The following is a 17,088-nucleotide window of genomic DNA, read 5'->3' on the forward strand; positions in this document are numbered from 1 at the left end:
GTGTGTTGGGGTTGGGTTGGGTTGGGGTTCAGTGGGTTGTTGCGGGGGGGGGGGTTTGTTTCCCCCCCCCCCCCCCCCCCCCCCCCCCCCCCCCCCCCCCGGCACGCGACCGGCTGGCACGGAGTCCCGACACCATGTCATGGCCGCCCGTCCGCCGATCCGGAGCGAGGCGGCCCGAGAGGGAGTACGAGAAGGTGGCCACACCTAAAAAGGGCCGGAGCGCGAGCGCCCAGAGCAAGCCGGGGCGCTCGCTGGCCCTGATCCTGATCGCCATCGCGGCGCTCACCGGTGGGATGTTCGCCTCGGGGCACACCACCCCGCGTCTCGGCATCGACCTGGCCGGCGGTACGAGCATCACGCTCCGCGCGGTCCCGGAGGCCGGCAACGAGGCGGCGATCAACAAGACCAATATGGACACCGCCGTCTCCATCATGGAGCGCCGTGTCAACGGTCTGGGCGTCCAGGAGGCCGAGGTCCAGACACAGGGCCGGGACAACATCATCGTCAACATCCCCAAGGGCACGAACTCCGAGCAGGCGCGCAAGCAGGTCGGCACCACCGCCAAGCTCTACTTCCGCCCGGTCCTCGTCACCGAGGTCTCCGGCGGCGGCGCGGCCAGCCCCTCGCCGAGCCCCACGGGAAGCCCTTCGGACCAGCCGTCCGGCAAGGCCACCGACAAGCCCGAGGCCGCCGACCAGGGTTCCGCCTCCCCGTCTGCCTCTCCCACCACGCAGGGCCGCGCGGTCACCGACGCGCTGAAGGCCGACGCGACGCCGTCCGCGAGCGCCTCGGGCGAGGCGAAGGCCAGCCCCTCCGCCTCCGCGACCGGCGGTGCCGCGGGTGACGACCCGAGCAAGCTCCAGGAGCAGTACGCCAAGCTCGACTGCACCGACGAGGCGACCCGCTCCACCGTGGGCGACGGCGTCAAGGCCTCCGAGTCGACGCTCGCCTGCGGCCAGAACTCGCAGGGTCAGTGGCAGAAGTACATCCTCGGCCCCGCCGAGGTCGACGGCACGGACGTGGACGAGGCCCAGGCCGTCCTGAACACCCAGACCGGTGCGGGCTGGACGGTCACGATGGACTTCACCGACGGGGGCGCCAAGAAGTTCGCGAACATCACCGGCAAGCTGGCGCAGAACCAGTCGCCGCAGAACCAGTTCGCGATCGTCCTCGACGGTGAGGTGGTCTCCGACCCGTATGTGCGGCAGGCCCTGACCGGCGGCAACGCGGAGATCTCCGGCAACTTCACCCAGCAGTCCGCCCAGGAACTCGCCAACATGCTGTCGTACGGTGCGCTGCCGCTGACCTTCAAGGTGGACAGCATGACGACCGTGACCGCCGCGCTGGGCGGTGACCAGCTGCAGGCCGGGCTGATCGCCGGCGCGATCGGTCTCGCGCTCGTCGTCATCTACCTGCTGGCCTACTACCGCGGCCTGTCGTTCATCGCGATCATCTCACTGCTGGCCTCCGCCGCCCTCACCTACACGCTCATGTCCCTGCTCGGCCCGGCCATCGGCTTCGCGCTGAACCTGCCGGCCGTGTGCGGTGCCATCGTCGCGATCGGTATCACGGCGGACTCGTTCATCGTGTACTTCGAACGCGTCCGCGACGAGATCCGGGAAGGCCGCTCGCTGCGCCCCGCCGTCGAGCGGGCCTGGCCGCGCGCCCGGCGCACCATCCTGGTCTCCGACTTCGTGTCCTTCCTCGCCGCCGCGGTGCTCTTCGTCGTCACCGTCGGCAAGGTCCAGGGCTTCGCGTTCACGCTCGGCCTGACCACCCTGCTCGACGTGGTCGTCGTGTTCCTCTTCACCAAGCCGCTGCTCACGCTGATGGCTCGCCGCCCCTTCTTCGCGAACGGCCACAAGTGGTCCGGCCTCGACCCGAAGAGCCTGGGTGCGCAGCCGCCGCTGCGCCGCACCCGCCGCCCCGCCGTCTCCGTCGACCCCAAGGAGGCCTGAGATGTCGAAACTCGGCAACCTCGGCGCCCGACTGCACCGTGGCGAGGTCGGCTACGACTTCGTCAAGAACCGCAAGATCTGGTACGGCGTCTCCATCCTGATCACCATCATGGCCATCGTCGGCCTGGCGGTCCGCGGCCTGAACATGGGCATCGAGTTCCAGGGCGGCGCCGTCTTCAACACCCCGAAGAACACCAGCGTCTCGGTGTCCCAGGCGGAGGAGTACGCGGAAGAGGCCTCCGGTCACGACGCGATCGTCCAGAAGCTCGGCGACGGCAGCCTGCGCATCCAGGTCGCCGGCATCGACACCAGCGCGGCGAACAAGATCAAGAGCACGCTCGCCGACGACCTCAAGATCGACTCGGAGCAGATCAACGCCGAACTGGTCGGCCCCAGCTGGGGCGAGCAGATCGCGAACAAGGCCTGGCAGGGCCTCGGCATCTTCATGGTCCTGGTGGTGATCTACCTCGCGATCGCCTTCGAGTGGCGCATGGCGATGGCGGCGTTCGTCGCACTGATCCACGACATCACCATCACGGTCGGCATCTACGCCCTGGTGGGCTTCGAGGTCACACCGGGCACGGTGATCGGTCTGCTGACCATCCTCGGCTACTCGCTCTACGACACGGTCGTGGTGTTCGACAGCCTCAAGGAACAGACCAAGGACATCACCAAGCAGACCCGCTGGACCTACAGCGACGTCGCCAACCGCTCGATCAACAGCACCCTGGTCCGCTCCGTCAACACCACGGTGGTCGCGCTGCTGCCGGTCGCGGGCCTGCTGTTCATCGGCGGCGGCGTCCTCGGCGCCGGCATGCTGAACGACATCTCGCTGTCGCTGTTCGTCGGCCTCGCCGCCGGTGCGTACTCCTCGATCTTCATCGCCACGCCGCTCGTCGCCGACTTCAAGGAGCGCGAGCCGCAGCTGAAGGCCCTGAGGAAGCGTGTCCTCGCCAAGCGGTCCCAGCTGGCCGCCAAGGGCGAGACCGAGGTCCACGAGGACGACGAGTCGTACGCGGGCGAGCCCGAGGACGCCGCCCCCGCGGTCGTCGGCCCGCGCAACCAGCCCGCGTCCCGTCCCCGCGGCCGTGGCCGACCCTCGGGGAAGCGCCGGTGACCGACATCAGGGAGCTGCTGCTCAGCCGCATCCGGGACGTGGCCGACTACCCGGAGCCGGGCGTGATGTTCAAGGACATCACCCCGCTCCTGGCGGACCCGGCGGCGTTCACCGCGCTCACCGACGCCCTCGCCGAGATCGCCGAGCGCGCCGGCGCCACCAAGGTCGTCGGTCTGGAGGCCCGCGGCTTCATCCTCGGCGCCCCCGTCGCCGTCCGAGCCGGTCTCGGCTTCATCCCCGTACGCAAAGCGGGCAAGCTCCCCGGAGCCACCCTCGCCCAGGCCTACGACCTGGAGTACGGCTCGGCGGAGATCGAGGTGCACGCCGAGGACCTCACCGCCGGGGACCGCGTGCTGATCGTCGACGACGTCCTCGCCACCGGCGGCACCGCCGAGGCCTCGGTCCAGCTCATCCGCCGGGCCGGAGCCGAGGTCGCGGGCCTCGCCGTCCTCATGGAGCTCGGCTTCCTCGGCGGCCGCGGCCGCCTGGAACCGGCTCTCCACGGTGCTCCGCTGGAGGCGCTGCTCACGGTCTAGCGGCCCCGAGCAGCCCGGTGGGCACCGGCACGACTCCGCGGAGGCGGGCCCGGAGGAATCCGGAGCCCGCCTCTCGCGTTTCCCGGGTTGACGGCTCTCACATTGGCCTGAAGGCGATCCTGAGGCCCAGGATCGCTACCATGGGTGCTCCGGAGCCTGACCGGGGACCCGGATCGCGCACGAGGAGCCCTCTTGCCAGACGAGGCCCAGCACCTGACCGCCGCCAAGCCCGAGTCCGCCTCGGCAGCCGCGGCCAAGCCCGCGCCGAACGCGCCCCACGCGAAGAACGACACCCGCGGGCCGGTCGAACACGCCCAGTCGGCGCCGGTCGACAAGCCCGCCGAGCAGGCGCGCCCCAAGCCCGCCCCACCGGTGCGCCAGGCCCCCGGTCAGCCGGCCCGGACCGGCTCCTCCAACCGCGTCCGCGCCCGCCTGGCCCGGCTCGGTGTGCAGCGCGCGAACCCGTACAACCCGGTGCTGGAGCCGCTGCTGCGGATAGTGCGCAGCAACGACCCGAAGATCGAGACGTCGACGCTCCGCCAGATCGAGCGCGCCTACCAGGTCGCCGAGCGCTGGCACCGCGGCCAGAAGCGCAAGAGCGGCGACCCGTACATCACGCACCCGCTCGCCGTCACCACGATCCTCGCGGAGCTGGGCATGGACCCGGCCACGCTGATGGCGGGCCTGCTGCACGACACGGTCGAGGACACCGAGTACGGCCTGGACGACCTGCGCCGCGACTTCGGCGACATCGTCACCCTGCTCGTCGACGGCGTCACCAAGCTCGACAAGGTCAAGTTCGGCGAGGCCGCGCAGGCCGAGACCGTGCGCAAGATGGTCGTCGCCATGGCCAAGGACCCCCGGGTCCTGGTCATCAAGCTCGCCGACCGCCTGCACAACATGCGCACCATGCGCTACCTCAAGCGCGAGAAGCAGGAGAAGAAGGCGCGCGAGACGCTGGAGATCTACGCGCCGCTCGCCCACCGCCTCGGCATGAACACCATCAAGTGGGAACTGGAGGACCTCGCCTTCGCGATCCTCTACCCCAAGATGTACGACGAGATCGTCCGGCTGGTGGCCGAGCGGGCGCCGAAGCGTGACGAGTACCTGGCCATCGTCACCGACGAGGTCCAGCAGGACCTGCGGGCGGCCCGCATCAAGGCCACCGTCACCGGCCGCCCCAAGCACTACTACAGCGTCTACCAGAAGATGATCGTCCGCGGCCGTGACTTCGCGGAGATCTACGACCTGGTGGGCATCCGCGTCCTCGTGGACACCGTCCGCGACTGCTACGCGGCCCTCGGCACGGTGCACGCGCGATGGAACCCGGTCCCCGGCCGGTTCAAGGACTACATCGCGATGCCCAAGTTCAACATGTACCAGTCGCTGCACACGACGGTCATCGGCCCCGGCGGCAAACCGGTCGAGCTGCAGATCCGGACGTTCGACATGCACCGCCGCGCCGAGTACGGCATCGCCGCGCACTGGAAGTACAAGCAGGAGGCCGTCGCCGGCGCCTCGAAGGTGCGCAGCGACGTCCCCAAGTCGTCCGGTAAGAGCAAGGACGACCACCTCAACGACATGGCCTGGCTGCGCCAGCTCCTGGACTGGCAGAAGGAGACCGAGGACCCCGGAGAGTTCCTGGAGTCGCTGCGCTTCGACCTCTCCCGCAACGAGGTCTTCGTCTTCACCCCCAAGGGCGACGTCATAGCGCTCCCCGCCGGTGCCACTCCCGTGGACTTCGCCTACGCGGTCCACACCGAGGTCGGCCACCGCACCATAGGCGCCCGGGTCAACGGCCGGCTGGTCCCGCTGGAGTCCACCCTCGACAACGGCGACCTGGTCGAGGTCTTCACCTCCAAGGCACCCGGCGCCGGCCCCTCCCGCGACTGGCTCGGCTTCGTCAAGTCACCGCGAGCCCGCAACAAGATCCGGGCCTGGTTCTCCAAGGAACGCCGCGACGAGGCGATCGAGCAGGGCAAGGACGCCATCGTCCGCGCGATGCGCAAGCAGAACCTGCCGATCCAGCGCATCCTGACCGGCGACTCGCTGGTCACGCTCGCGCACGAGATGCGCTACGCGGACATCTCCGCGCTGTACGCGGCGATCGGCGAGGGCCATGTCTCCGCGCAGAACATCGTGCAGAAGCTGGTCCAGGCCCTCGGGGGCGAGGAGGCCGCCACCGAGGAGATCGACGAGTCGGTCCCGCCGGCCCGCGGCCGCAGCCGCAAGCGCCGCTCCAGCGCCGACCCGGGCGTCGTCGTCAAGGGCGTCGAGGACGTGTGGGTCAAACTGGCCCGCTGCTGTACACCCGTCCCGGGCGACCCCATCATCGGCTTCGTCACCCGTGGTAGTGGTGTATCGGTTCACCGCCATGACTGCGTGAACGTGGAGTCACTGTCCCGCGAGCCCGAGCGCATCCTCGAGGTCGAGTGGGCGCCCACCCAGTCCTCGGTCTTCCTGGTCGCCATCCAGGTCGAGGCACTGGACCGCTCCCGGCTCCTCTCGGACGTCACCCGCGTCCTGTCCGACCAGCACGTCAACATCCTGTCCGCGGCCGTCCAGACCTCCCGCGACCGCGTCGCCATCTCCCGCTTCACCTTCGAGATGGGCGACCCGAAACACCTCGGCCATGTGCTGAAGGCGGTCCGGGGCGTGGAGGGCGTCTACGACGTGTACCGCGTGACCTCGGCGCGCAGCAGGTCGTAACCGCTCGTAGCGACCACACGAAAGGGCTCCCGTACGACGTGTACGGGAGCCCCTCTCGGCCGGCTGGTCAGCCCCCGAACTCCTGCAGGCCCTTCAGCGCCTGGTCCAGCAGCGCCTGACGGCCCTCGAGCTCACGCTCGAGCTTGTCGGCCCTGGCGTTGTTGCCCTGCGCCCGGGCCTGCTCGATCTGGCCCCGCAGCTTGTCCACCGCGGCCTGGAGCTGGCCGGTCAGACCCTCGGCACGCGCGCGTGCCTCCGGGTTCGTCCGGCGCCACTCGGTCTCCTCGGCCTCCTGGAGAGCCTTCTCGACCGCGTGCATCCGGCCCTCGACCTTCGGCCGGGCGTCGCGCGGCACATGGCCGATGGCCTCCCAGCGCTCGTTCACGTTCCGGAACGCGGCGCGGGCCGCCTTCAGGTCCGTGATCGGCAGCAGCTTCTCGGCCTCCTCGGCCAGCTCCTCCTTGAGCTTGAGGTTCTCCGACTGCTCCGCGTCCCGCTCGGCGAACACCGAGCTGCGGGCCGCGAAGAAGACGTCCTGGGCGCCGCGGAAGCGGTTCCACAGGTCGTCCTCGTGCTCACGCTGGGCGCGGCCCGCGGCCTTCCACTCGGACATCAGCTCGCGGTAGCGCGCGGCCGTCGCACCCCAGTCCGTCGAGTTCGAGAGCGCCTCGGCCTCGGAGACCAGCCGCTCCTTGGTCTTGCGCGCCTCCTCGCGCTGCGCGTCCAGCTGCGCGAAGTGCTGCTTGCGCCGCTTGGAGAACGCCGACCGCGCGTGCGAGAACCGGTGCCACAGCTCGTCGTCGGACTTGCGGTCCAGCCGCGGCAGACCCTTCCAGGTGTCCACCAGGGCCCGCAGCCGCTCACCGGCCGCCCGCCACTGGTCGGACTGTGCCAGCTCCTCCGCCTCGGCGACCAGCGCCTCCTTGGCGTGCCGCGCCTCGTCGGACTGCTTGGCGCGCTGCTGCTTGCGCTCCTCGCGGCGCTTCTCGACGGTCTCCACGAGCTTGTCCAGCCGGACCCGCAGGGCGTCCAGGTCGCCCACCGCGTGATGCGCGTCGACCTGCTCGCGGATGTGGTCGATGGCGGCCTGCGCGTCCTTCGCCGACAGGTCGGTGGTCTTCACTCGCTTCTCGAGGAGGCCGATCTCGACAACCAGGCCCTCGTACTTGCGCTCGAAATAGGCCAGCGCCTCCTCAGGGGAGCCTGCCTGCCAGGAACCGACGACCTGCTCGCCGTCGGCCGTACGCACGTACACGGTCCCCGTCTCGTCGACGCGGCCCCACGGGTCGCTGCTCACAGCGCCTCCTCCACATGATGCCTGCGGGGGGCCTGAAGCTCCCCCGGGCATCGTCCACAGTTTCGTCACGGCCAACATAGGCGACCGGCGGGGGGCCTGTCCGCATCCCGCGCGACCGAAATTTCGCAGTTGAGGGTCAGGATTCGCTGACCGTGGCCTTGTTGATCACGACCGTCGCGTTGGGCGCCGTGTTGCCCGTCTGAGGGTCGGGAGCCTGTGCCCCGGCCTTGGCGATTTTCTGCAGCACCTTCATGCCCGCCTCGGACACCGTTCCGAACGGTGTGTAGTCGGGCGGCAGCTGACTGTCCTGGTAGACGAGGAAGAACTGGCTGCCGCCGCTGTCGCGTCCCTCCTTCGTCTGGGCGTTGTACTGGTTCGCCATCGCGACCGTCCCCGCCGGGTACACCCCGCCCTTGAGGCTCTTGTCCTTGAGGTTCTCGTCCGGGATGGTGTAGCCGGGACCGCCCATGCCGGTGCCCTGCGGGTCACCGCACTGCAGGACGTAGATGCCCTGGTCGGTGAGCCGGTGGCACTTGCTGTGGTCGAAGTAGCCCTTGCCGGCGAGGAAGTTGAACGAGTTGACGGTGCGCGGGGCCGCCGACGCCTTCAGCGCGATGTCCATCTCGCCGCAGGTCGTGTCCAGCTTCATCGTGTAGGTCGCCGACTTGTCGATGGTCAGCGCCGGTTCCTTCTTCCAGGTCTGCGACTTGACCTTGCCCGCGGCCGGCTTCTCGCACGGATCCGGGGCCTTGCTGGGCGTGGCGCTCGGGGTGACGTCCGCGTTCGCGTTCTCCGTCTTGCCGTTGTCCTCGAACGGCTTGGTCAGGAAGACCGTCACGGAGAGCACCACGACCACGCCCAGCACCGAGGCGATCACGGAGTTGCGGATGCGGGCCTTGCGTCGTGCGTCAGTGCGTCGCTGCTGCTGTCGCAAGAACTTCTCCCGGGCGAGCTGACGCCGCCGCTGTTCCTGGCTGACCACCGGGTTCTCTCCTCATGCGTCTGATACGTCGACCGGTACGCGTGCGTCCTGTGCGCCGACCGCCTGCGTGTGACCCGTACCGTATATGGGTTCGCTGAGGAATCGGCAGCGCCGGTAGGCTCTGTGAGCGACCGCAGCCGCCCGTATCGACACAACGAAGGACGATCGTGCTCATTGCCGGGTTCCCCGCCGGGGCCTGGGGGACGAATTGCTATCTCGTCGCCCCCGCCGCCGGTGAGGAGTGCGTGATCATCGACCCCGGCCACCAGGCCGCCGACGGCGTCGAGGAAGCGATCAGCAAGCATCGCCTCAAGCCCGTCGCCGTCGTCCTCACGCACGGCCACATCGACCATGTGGCCTCGGTCGTCCCGGTGTGCGGCGCGCACGACGTGCCGGCCTGGATCCACCCCGACGACCGGTACATGATGAGCGACCCCGAGAAGGGAATCGGCCGGTCCATCGGGATGCCGCTCCTGGGCGAGCTGACCGTGGGGGAGCCCGACGACGTCAAGGAGCTGGCCGACGGTGCGAAGCTGGAGCTGGCGGGCCTGGAGCTGTCCGTCGCGCACGCGCCCGGACATACCAAGGGGTCGGTGACCTTCGGCATGCCCGAGGCGGCGGACATCCCGCCGATCCTGTTCTCGGGCGACCTGCTGTTCGCCGGCTCCATCGGACGCACCGACCTGCCCGGCGGTGACATGGCCGAGATGCTCGACTCGCTGGCCCGCGTGTGCCTGCCGCTCGACGACTCGACCGTGGTGCTGTCCGGCCACGGCCCCCAGACCACGATCGGCCAGGAGCGCGCCACCAACCCGTACCTGCGGCAGGTGGCGGCCGGCCAGGGAGCCTTCGAGACTCCCCGACGAGGAATGTGACGAGACCTTCCGTGAGCACCTTCAAGGCCCCCAAGGGCACGTACGACCTGATCCCGCCGGACTCCTCGAAGTACCTCGCGGTCCGCGAGGCGATCGCCGCGCCGCTGCGCAACTCCGGTTACGGCTACATCGAGACGCCGGGCTTCGAGAGCGTCGAACTCTTCGCGCGCGGAGTCGGTGAGTCCACCGACATCGTGACCAAGGAGATGTACGCCTTCGAGACCAAGGGCGGCGACCGGCTCGCCCTGCGCCCCGAGGGCACGGCCTCGGTCCTGCGCGCCGCGCTGGAGGCCAACCTGCACAAGGCGGGCAACCTCCCGGTCAAGCTCTGGTACTCCGGCTCGTACTACCGCTACGAGCGCCCCCAGAAGGGCCGCTACCGCCACTTCTCCCAGGTCGGCGCCGAGGCGATCGGCGCCGAGGACCCGGCCCTGGACGCCGAACTGATCATTCTGGCCGACCAGGCGTACCGCTCGCTGGGCCTGAGTGACTTCCGGATCCTGCTCAACAGCCTGGGCGACAAGGAGTGCCGCCCGGTGTACCGCACGGCGCTGCAGGACTTCCTGCGCGGCCTGGAACTGGACGAGGACACCCTGCGCCGCGCGGAGATCAACCCGCTGCGTGTCCTGGACGACAAGCGTGAGTCGGTCCAGAAGCAGCTGGGGGGCGCCCCGCTGCTGCGCGACTACCTGTGCGACGCGTGCAAGGCGTACCACGAGGAGGTCCGCGAGCTGATCACAGCGGCGGGCGTCACCTTCGAGGACGACCCGAAGCTGGTGCGCGGCCTGGACTACTACACGCGTACGACCTTCGAGTTCGTCCACGACGGCCTGGGCTCGCAGTCCGCGGTGGGCGGCGGCGGACGCTACGACGGCCTGTCCGAGATGATCGGCGGCCCCGCGCTGCCGTCCGTCGGCTGGGCCCTCGGCGTCGACCGCACGGTCCTGGCCCTGGAGGCGGAGGGTGTCGCACTCGAACTCCCCGCCACCACCAGCGTGTTCGCCGTCCCGCTCGGCGAGGAGGCCCGCCGCTTCCTGTTCGGCAAGGTCACGGAGCTGCGCAAGAACGGCATCGCGGCCGACTTCTCCTACGGCGGCAAGGGCCTCAAGGGCGCGATGAAGAACGCCAACCGCAGCGGCGCCCGCTACACGATCGTCGCCGGCGAGCGCGACCTCGCCGAGGGCGTCGTCCAGCTCAAGGACATGGAGTCGGGCGAACAGTCGGCGGTGGGCGTGCACGAGATCGTGGCGGAACTGGAAGCCCGGCTCGGCTAGGGCCTGTTGAGAAAGTGGCGTCGTCGCCCCAAGGGCGGCCGCGCGGCGTCCGGTGCGTGCTCTGGGGGTACCCCCTGCTCGAAGAGCTTGGGGGAGTGCCGCCCGGAAGCCCTCGTACTGGGCGTACTCGGGCTTTCGGGCGGTGCGGCGAGTGGGGCCCCTGCTCGAAGACTTTGGGGGAGCATGCCGGGCGTCGCGCGGCAGACGCCACTCCCGCAACAGGTCCTAGCGGCATGCCGGCGAGGGCGCCGGGCACCCACCGAGGTGCCCGGCGCCCTCGTCACGGTTCCAGCAGCCCGTGCCGCAGCGCGCTCGTGACGGCCGCCGTCCGGTCGTCCACTCCCAACTTGCCGAAGACGCGCAGCAGATACGTCTTCACCGTCGATTCCCCGATGAACAGCCGGCGTCCGATGTCCGCGTTCGTGCAGCCCTCGGCGACCAGCCGCAGCACGGCGGTCTCGCGTTCCGACAGCCGTGGCCGCTCCGGCTTGGCGCGCAACTGGTCGACCAGCCGGGCCGCCACAGACGGAGCCAGCACCGTCTCACCGCGCGCCGCGGCCCGCACGGCCTCGGCCAGCTCCGCGCGGGGCAGGTCCTTCAGCAGATAACCCGCTGCCCCGGCCTCCACCGCCCGCAGGATGTCCCGGTCCGTCTCGTACGTCGTCAGCACGACCACCCGGCAGGGCAGCCCGGCCCGCGTCATCCGCTCGATGGAGTCCACACCGCCGCCGCCCGGCATCCGCAGGTCCATCAGCACGATGTCGGGCCGCAACTGAGCCGCCAGCGCCTCCGCCTGCGGCCCGCTGGACGCGTCGGCGACGACCTCCAGGTCGGGCTCGGCACTGAGCATCGCCCGCAGCCCCTCCCGTACGACGGGATGGTCGTCGGCCAGGATGATCCGGATCACGGCGTCTCCCTCCTCACCAGCGGCAGCCGGACGGTCACGACCGTGCCGTCACCCGGGGCGCTGGTCACCTCGGCCGTTCCGCCCACCTCCTCGGCCCGGGCCCGCAGCCCCGCCAGACCGTACCCGCCGCGCACGGCGCCCGGGTCGAAGCCGCAGCCGCCGTCCCGCACGGACACCGTCAGCGCATCGTCGGCGTACCTCAGCGACACGCATACCGGCACCGAACTCCCCGCGTGCTTGCGAACGTTCGCCAGCGCCTCCTGGCACGCGCGCAGCGCGACCACCTCCGGCCCGGCGGGCAGGATCCGCACCGGGCCCGCCACCTCCAGCTCCGCGTCATGACGTGTTGCGAGCCGCCGCAGCGCGTCCGGCAGGGACGCCCCGGCCAGGTCGGCCGGCGCGCCCCCGGCGACCAGGGCCCGGGCCTCGGCGAGGTTCTGCCGGGCCGTGTCATCCATCAGCCGCAGATGGCGCCGCGCCTCGGAGACGTCGTGATCCAGTTCCGCCTCGACCGCCTGGATCAGCATCACCACACTGGTGAACCCCTGGGCGAGCGTGTCATGGATCTCCCGGGCCAGCCGCTCCCGCTCGGCCAGCGCCCCATGGGCCTCGGACAGCCGTCCGATCTCGTGGCGGCGCGCGTCCAGCTCGGCGATCAGCTCGGCCCGCTCCTGGCTCTGCTCGATGATCCGGATGATCCAGACGCCGATCGCCACCGAGAACACCCACGTGACCAGGCAGAAGAGGCCGTCGAAGACCATGTCCCGGGCGCTGGGCCGCCACAGCAGCGCCCAGCCCGCCACCGGCACCACGTTCATCACGGCCACGGCCACCAGTGCCGACCGCAACCGCAGTGTCATGAAGCATTGGGAAATCAGCGCGAAGATCAGCACCCGCGCCTCGTCGGCGAGTACCGCCGAGGGCAGGAACAGCGTCAGTGCCGCCGTCAGGTACGCGATCGCCTGCCGCTGGTCGGGCGGGTCCCCCCGGATCAGCCGCCGCCCGGCCAGCACGTACAGCGGGACCAGCGGCACGAGCAGGGCCGCCGCGAGCGCACGGACCGGCCAGCCGGGATGCTCGGTGGCGAGCACGTACGCCACCGTGGCCAGCCAGATGAGAGCGAAGTAGGTGTCCCACAGCCGGAACGAGCGCTCCCAGGTGTAGGCGCTGTCCGCATGGGCCGCATCGCTCATCCCTCGCGCCGGTCCTTCCATCGGAACGTCAGCAGGCACAGCGCCAATCCTCCGACGCACCACGCCGCGAGCACCAGGGCCACCCGTCCCAACTCCCAGCTCCCGGCCTGCTCCAGCACCTGCGCCGACTCCGGCAGGAACACTCCGCGCAGCCCCTGGCACATCCACTTCAGCGGGAACAGTGCGCCGACGGTGAGCATCCAGTCGGGGATCGTGCCGATGGCGATGTACACCCCGGAGATGAACTGCAGCACCAGGAAGGGCAGCACGACGACGGAGCTCGCGCTGTTCGCGGACTTCGGGACCGAACTGATCGCGATGCCGAGCAGGGCGCACGCCGTGATGCCGAGCACGAAGATCCACGCCAGGTGCAGCCAGCGGCCCGCGTCCGACGGCAGGTCCACACCGTAGAAGGTCGTGCCGACGAGGAGCAGGATCGCCGTCTCCAGCAGACCGGTGAAGAGAACCAGCCAGATCTTGCCGAGGAAGTAGGCCGCCTGCGGCATCGGTGTGCCGCGCAGCCGGCGCAGCACCTTGTCCTCCCGCTCGATCGCGATCGAGATGCCGAGTGCCTGGAAACTCGTCGACATGATGCCGGCGGCCATCATCGCCGGGACGTACAGCTGCGAGGCCGTGATGCCCGCGCCCTCCACGTCGTCCCGGAAGATCGACGCGAACAGGAAGAGGAGGACGACCGGGAAGGCGAAGGTGAACACCACCTGGTCGCGCTGCCGGAAGAACTGCCGGATCTCCAGGGCACCCCGCCGCAGCCCGAGCCCCCAGGCACCGGGCAGCCGGTCCACGACGACGCCGCTGCGGTCCCGTACGACGGTCGTGCTCATGCCGTGCCCTCCTGTCTGGTCAGCCGGAGGTAGACGTCCTCCAGGGTGGGGCGGCTCACCGTCAGCCCCGGGATCTCGCCGCCGAAGCGGTGCATGAGCTCCGCCACCGTCCTGGTCGGCGTCTCGGTGCGCTCCGCACGCGGGGTGCCGTCCGGCTCGGTCCAGGCGACGGTGGCCTCGGTGCCGTAGCGCTCCCGCAGCGCCGCGGGCTCGCCCTCGGCCAAGATCCGGCCCTGCGCGACGATCGCCAGCCGGTGGGCGAGGGCTTCCGCCTCCTCCAGGTAGTGGGTGGTCAGCAGGATGGTCGTGCCGTCGTCGGCCAGGGCGCGGATCAGCGACCAGAACTGACGCCGGGCCGCCGGGTCGAACCCCGTGGTCGGCTCGTCCAGGAGCAGCAGGTCCGGACCGCCGATCACGCCGAGCGCCACGTCCAGGCGCCGGCGCTGGCCGCCCGAGAGCCCCTTGATCCGGCTGTCCGCCTTCGCCTCGAGACCGACCAGGCCGATGACCTCCTCCGGGTCGCGGGGCCGCGGGTAGTAGCGGGCGAAGTGCCGTACGGTCTCCCGGACCGTCAACTCCGCGGGCGCCGATTCGTCCTGCCAGACGATTCCGACACGCGAGCGCCACGCGCGCGTGCCGGTCGCCGGGTCCGCCCCCAGCACGGACACCTCGCCCGCGTCCCGGTCCCGGTTGCCCTGGAGGATCTCCACCGTGGTGCTCTTGCCCGCGCCATTGGGCCCGAGCAGGCCGAACACCTCGCCCCGCCGGATGCCGAGATCCATGCCGTCGACGGCGGTCACCCCGCCGTAGCGCTTGCGCAGCCCCCGAACGTCCACGGCGAGCTCGTACCTCTGTGCTGTCATGCGACGAGCGTCGGCCGGAACACACCCTTCGGGGACGACCGCGCGGACATCCTTATGTCCATCGAACGGTGGACGGACGTACCTGTGCGGCACAATGACCCTGCCCGAAGTTGTCCAGGCCTCAAGTGACGGAATCGGCGTGATGAGCAAGACGACAGTCAAGGACGTCTCCACGGAGCCCGAGCCGGAGCGCGCCGAGATCGCGCCCCGCGCGGAGGGCGGCAGCCGGGCCCTCGCCCTGCTGCTGGTGATCACCGGCGCGGCCGGACTGCTCGCCGCGTGGGTCATCACGATCGACAAGTTCAAGATCCTCGAAGCCAAGGCCGAGGGCGAGACGTTCACGCCCGGCTGCAGCTTCAATCCCGTCGTGTCCTGCGGCAGCGTCATGGAGAGCAAGCAGGCCGCCGTCTTCGGCTTCCCCAACCCGATGCTCGGCCTCGTCTGCTACGGCATCGTCATCGGCGTCGGCGTGAGCCTGCTCGCCCGCGCCCGCTTCCCGCGCTGGTACTGGCTCACCTTCAACGCCGGCTGCCTGTTCGGCGTCGGCTTCTGCGCCTGGCTGATGTTCCAGTCCCTGTACCGGATCAACGCGCTGTGCCTGTGGTGCTCCCTGGCCTGGGTCGCCACGATCGTCATGTTCTGGTACGTGACGTCGTTCAACATCCGCAAGGGCTTCCTGCCCGCCCCGAGCTGGCTCAAGGGCTTCTTCGCCGAGTTCACCTGGGTCATGCCGGTGCTGCACATCGGCATCATCGGCATGCTGATCCTGACCCGCTGGTGGGACTTCTGGCTCAGCTGACCCCGGGCGCCAGGGGCCCGGTTCGGGCGGCCCGGCGGATTGTCAGTGCGGTGATTTAGGGTTGCCGACGTGGAGCCCGACCTGTTCACCGCCGCAGCCGAAGAACGCCAGGAGAAGGAGCCGTCCAGCAGCCCCCTGGCGGTGCGGATGCGCCCGCGCACCCTCGACGAGGTCGTGGGCCAGCAGCACCTGCTGAAGCCGGGCTCACCGCTGCGCAGACTGGTCGGGGAGGCCTCCGGCCCGGCCGGCCCCTCCTCCGTGCTCCTGTGGGGCCCGCCCGGCACCGGCAAGACCACCCTGGCGTACGTCGTCTCCAGGGCCACGGACGCCCGCTTCGTCGAACTGTCGGCGATCACCGCGGGTGTCAAGGAGGTCCGCGCGGTCATCGACGGCGCCCGCCGCGCCTCCGGCGGATTCGGCAAGGACACCGTCCTCTTCCTCGACGAGATCCACCGCTTCAGCAAGGCCCAGCAGGACTCCCTGCTCCCCGCCGTCGAGAACCGCTGGGTGACGCTCATCGCGGCGACGACGGAGAACCCGTACTTCTCGGTGATCTCGCCCCTGCTGTCCCGCTCCCTGCTGCTCACCCTCGAACCGCTCACGGACGACGACATCAGGGGCCTTGTCCGCCGCGCCCTCACCGACGAGCGCGGCCTCAAGGACGCCGTCACCCTCCCGGAGGAGACCGAGAGCCACCTCCTGCGCATCGCCGGCGGCGACGCCCGCCGTGCCCTGACCGCCCTGGAGGCGGCCGCCGGAGCCGCCCTCGACAAGGGCGAGGCGGAGATCGGCCTGACCACCCTGGAGGAGACGGTCGACCGGGCCGCGGTGAAGTACGACCGCGACGGCGACCAGCACTACGACGTCGCCAGCGCCCTGATCAAGTCCATCCGGGGCTCCGACGTCGACGCCGCCCTGCACTACCTGGCCCGCATGATCGAGGCCGGCGAGGACCCCCGCTTCATCGCCCGCCGCCTGATGATCTCGGCCAGCGAGGACATCGGCCTCGCCGATCCCAACGCCCTGCCGATCGCGGTCGCCGCCGCACAGGCCGTCGCCATGATCGGCTTCCCCGAGGCCGCCCTCACCCTCAGCCACGCCACCATCGCCCTCGCCCTGGCACCCAAGTCCAACGCCGCGACCACCGCGATCGGCGCCGCCCTGGACGACGTACGCAAAGGCCTGGCCGGCCCCGTCCCCGCGCACCTGCGCGACAGCCACTACAAGGGCGCGACCAAGCTCGGCCACGGCCAGGGATACGTCTATCCGCACGACCTGCCCGAGGGCATCGCCGCCCAGCAGTACGCCCCGGACGCCCTCAGGAACCGCGAGTACTACGAGCCGACCCGGCACGGCGGCGAGGCCCGCTACGCGGACGCGGTCGAGTGGACCAGGAAGAACCTCGGTCGAAAGCGGTCCTGAGCACCCTGTAAACTCGTCCGGAGTGCTGCGTCCCGTGCAGTCAGAACGGGACAGTCAGCCGGAGTCAGCCGGGGGCACAGCCCCCGGACCGGCTCCAGGAGCGTCGCGCACCGTCGAACGGTGTCGCGGGCAGCCCACCACCACTCGTCGCAGGACGGGACCGGTCGGTGGGCCACTCGCGTGCTGCACGTATGTGCCCAGACCAGGGGAGCGGCTGCCCACCGAGGTCCGTCAGGACCGAGGAGGGTTTCCCCGGCTGCGGATGCGACCTCCCTCAACCCTGACAAGCCGGAAACCAGGAAAGAGAAAAGACA

The 17,088-nt window shown here is 70.3% G+C and carries 14 protein-coding genes; 8 read left to right on the forward strand and 6 right to left on the reverse strand.

Annotated features, from left to right (window positions below):
• Positions 1-194: 194 nt before the first annotated feature.
• The 4 genes from secD (at position 195) to relA (ending at position 6,320) form a co-directional block, all read left to right on the forward strand.
• Positions 195-1,958 carry a protein translocase subunit SecD gene (gene secD / locus ACZ5TL_RS14325; RefSeq protein WP_468589887.1) on the forward strand — a complete coding sequence of 588 codons (1,764 nt, stop codon included), beginning with the start codon at positions 195-197 and terminating at the stop codon, positions 1,956-1,958.
• Between the two features lies 1 nt (position 1,959).
• On the forward strand, positions 1,960-3,075 hold the full coding sequence (gene secF, locus ACZ5TL_RS14330) for a protein translocase subunit SecF (RefSeq protein WP_468589889.1): 1,116 nt from the start codon (positions 1,960-1,962) through the stop codon (positions 3,073-3,075).
• Positions 3,072-3,611 (forward strand): adenine phosphoribosyltransferase, encoded by a 540-nt coding sequence (locus tag ACZ5TL_RS14335; RefSeq protein WP_468589890.1) that lies wholly within the window; start codon positions 3,072-3,074, stop codon positions 3,609-3,611. Before secF ends, ACZ5TL_RS14335 begins: the two co-directional genes overlap by 4 nt.
• A gap of 192 nt (positions 3,612-3,803) precedes the next feature.
• On the forward strand, positions 3,804-6,320 hold the full coding sequence (relA, locus tag ACZ5TL_RS14340) for a GTP pyrophosphokinase (RefSeq protein WP_468589891.1): 2,517 nt from the start codon (positions 3,804-3,806) through the stop codon (positions 6,318-6,320).
• A 67-nt stretch (positions 6,321-6,387) separates the two neighbouring features.
• On the opposite strand, the gene ACZ5TL_RS14345 is transcribed toward relA, so the two are convergent.
• On the reverse strand, positions 6,388-7,617 hold the full coding sequence (locus ACZ5TL_RS14345; protein ID WP_468589892.1) for a DUF349 domain-containing protein: 1,230 nt from the start codon (positions 7,615-7,617) through the stop codon (positions 6,388-6,390).
• A gap of 136 nt (positions 7,618-7,753) precedes the next feature.
• Positions 7,754-8,599 (reverse strand): peptidylprolyl isomerase, encoded by an 846-nt coding sequence (locus ACZ5TL_RS14350; protein WP_468589894.1) that lies wholly within the window; start codon positions 8,597-8,599, stop codon positions 7,754-7,756.
• Positions 8,600-8,766: 167 nt separating this feature from the next.
• On the opposite strand from ACZ5TL_RS14350, the gene ACZ5TL_RS14355 reads away from it, so the two are divergent.
• Both ACZ5TL_RS14355 and hisS read left to right on the forward strand, forming a co-directional pair.
• Positions 8,767-9,474, forward strand: coding sequence for an MBL fold metallo-hydrolase (locus tag ACZ5TL_RS14355; RefSeq protein WP_468589896.1), 708 nt, complete (start codon positions 8,767-8,769; stop codon positions 9,472-9,474).
• 11 nt (positions 9,475-9,485) lie between these two features.
• Positions 9,486-10,748 (forward strand): histidine--tRNA ligase, encoded by a 1,263-nt coding sequence (gene hisS, locus ACZ5TL_RS14360; RefSeq protein ID WP_468589898.1) that lies wholly within the window; start codon positions 9,486-9,488, stop codon positions 10,746-10,748.
• A gap of 280 nt (positions 10,749-11,028) precedes the next feature.
• Here hisS and ACZ5TL_RS14365 read toward each other — a convergent pair whose 3' ends face one another.
• From ACZ5TL_RS14365 to ACZ5TL_RS14380, 4 genes are read right to left on the reverse strand one after another with little or no spacing between them, the layout of a single operon-like run.
• Positions 11,029-11,655 (reverse strand): response regulator, encoded by a 627-nt coding sequence (locus ACZ5TL_RS14365; RefSeq protein ID WP_468589899.1) that lies wholly within the window; start codon positions 11,653-11,655, stop codon positions 11,029-11,031.
• A complete protein-coding gene (locus ACZ5TL_RS14370; protein WP_468589900.1) occupies positions 11,652-12,848 on the reverse strand; it encodes a sensor histidine kinase in 1,197 nt (398 codons plus the stop codon). Before ACZ5TL_RS14370 ends, ACZ5TL_RS14365 begins: the two co-directional genes overlap by 4 nt.
• Positions 12,845-13,690 carry an ABC transporter permease gene (locus ACZ5TL_RS14375; protein ID WP_468589901.1) on the reverse strand — a complete coding sequence of 282 codons (846 nt, stop codon included), beginning with the start codon at positions 13,688-13,690 and terminating at the stop codon, positions 12,845-12,847. Before ACZ5TL_RS14375 ends, ACZ5TL_RS14370 begins: the two co-directional genes overlap by 4 nt.
• Positions 13,687-14,553, reverse strand: coding sequence for an ABC transporter ATP-binding protein (locus ACZ5TL_RS14380; protein WP_468589902.1), 867 nt, complete (start codon positions 14,551-14,553; stop codon positions 13,687-13,689). Before ACZ5TL_RS14380 ends, ACZ5TL_RS14375 begins: the two co-directional genes overlap by 4 nt.
• Positions 14,554-14,695: 142 nt before the next feature.
• Between ACZ5TL_RS14380 and ACZ5TL_RS14385 the strand changes: the two genes are divergently transcribed.
• Positions 14,696-15,352 carry a vitamin K epoxide reductase family protein gene (locus ACZ5TL_RS14385; RefSeq protein WP_468589903.1) on the forward strand — a complete coding sequence of 219 codons (657 nt, stop codon included), beginning with the start codon at positions 14,696-14,698 and terminating at the stop codon, positions 15,350-15,352.
• Positions 15,353-15,421: 69 nt separating this feature from the next.
• Positions 15,422-16,774: a replication-associated recombination protein A gene (locus ACZ5TL_RS14390; RefSeq protein WP_468589904.1), complete on the forward strand. Its 1,353-nt coding sequence runs from the start codon at positions 15,422-15,424 to the stop codon at positions 16,772-16,774.
• Positions 16,775-17,088: the final 314 nt, after the last annotated feature.

The sequence above is a fragment of the Streptomyces sp. NPDC033136 genome (assembly GCF_055578235.1).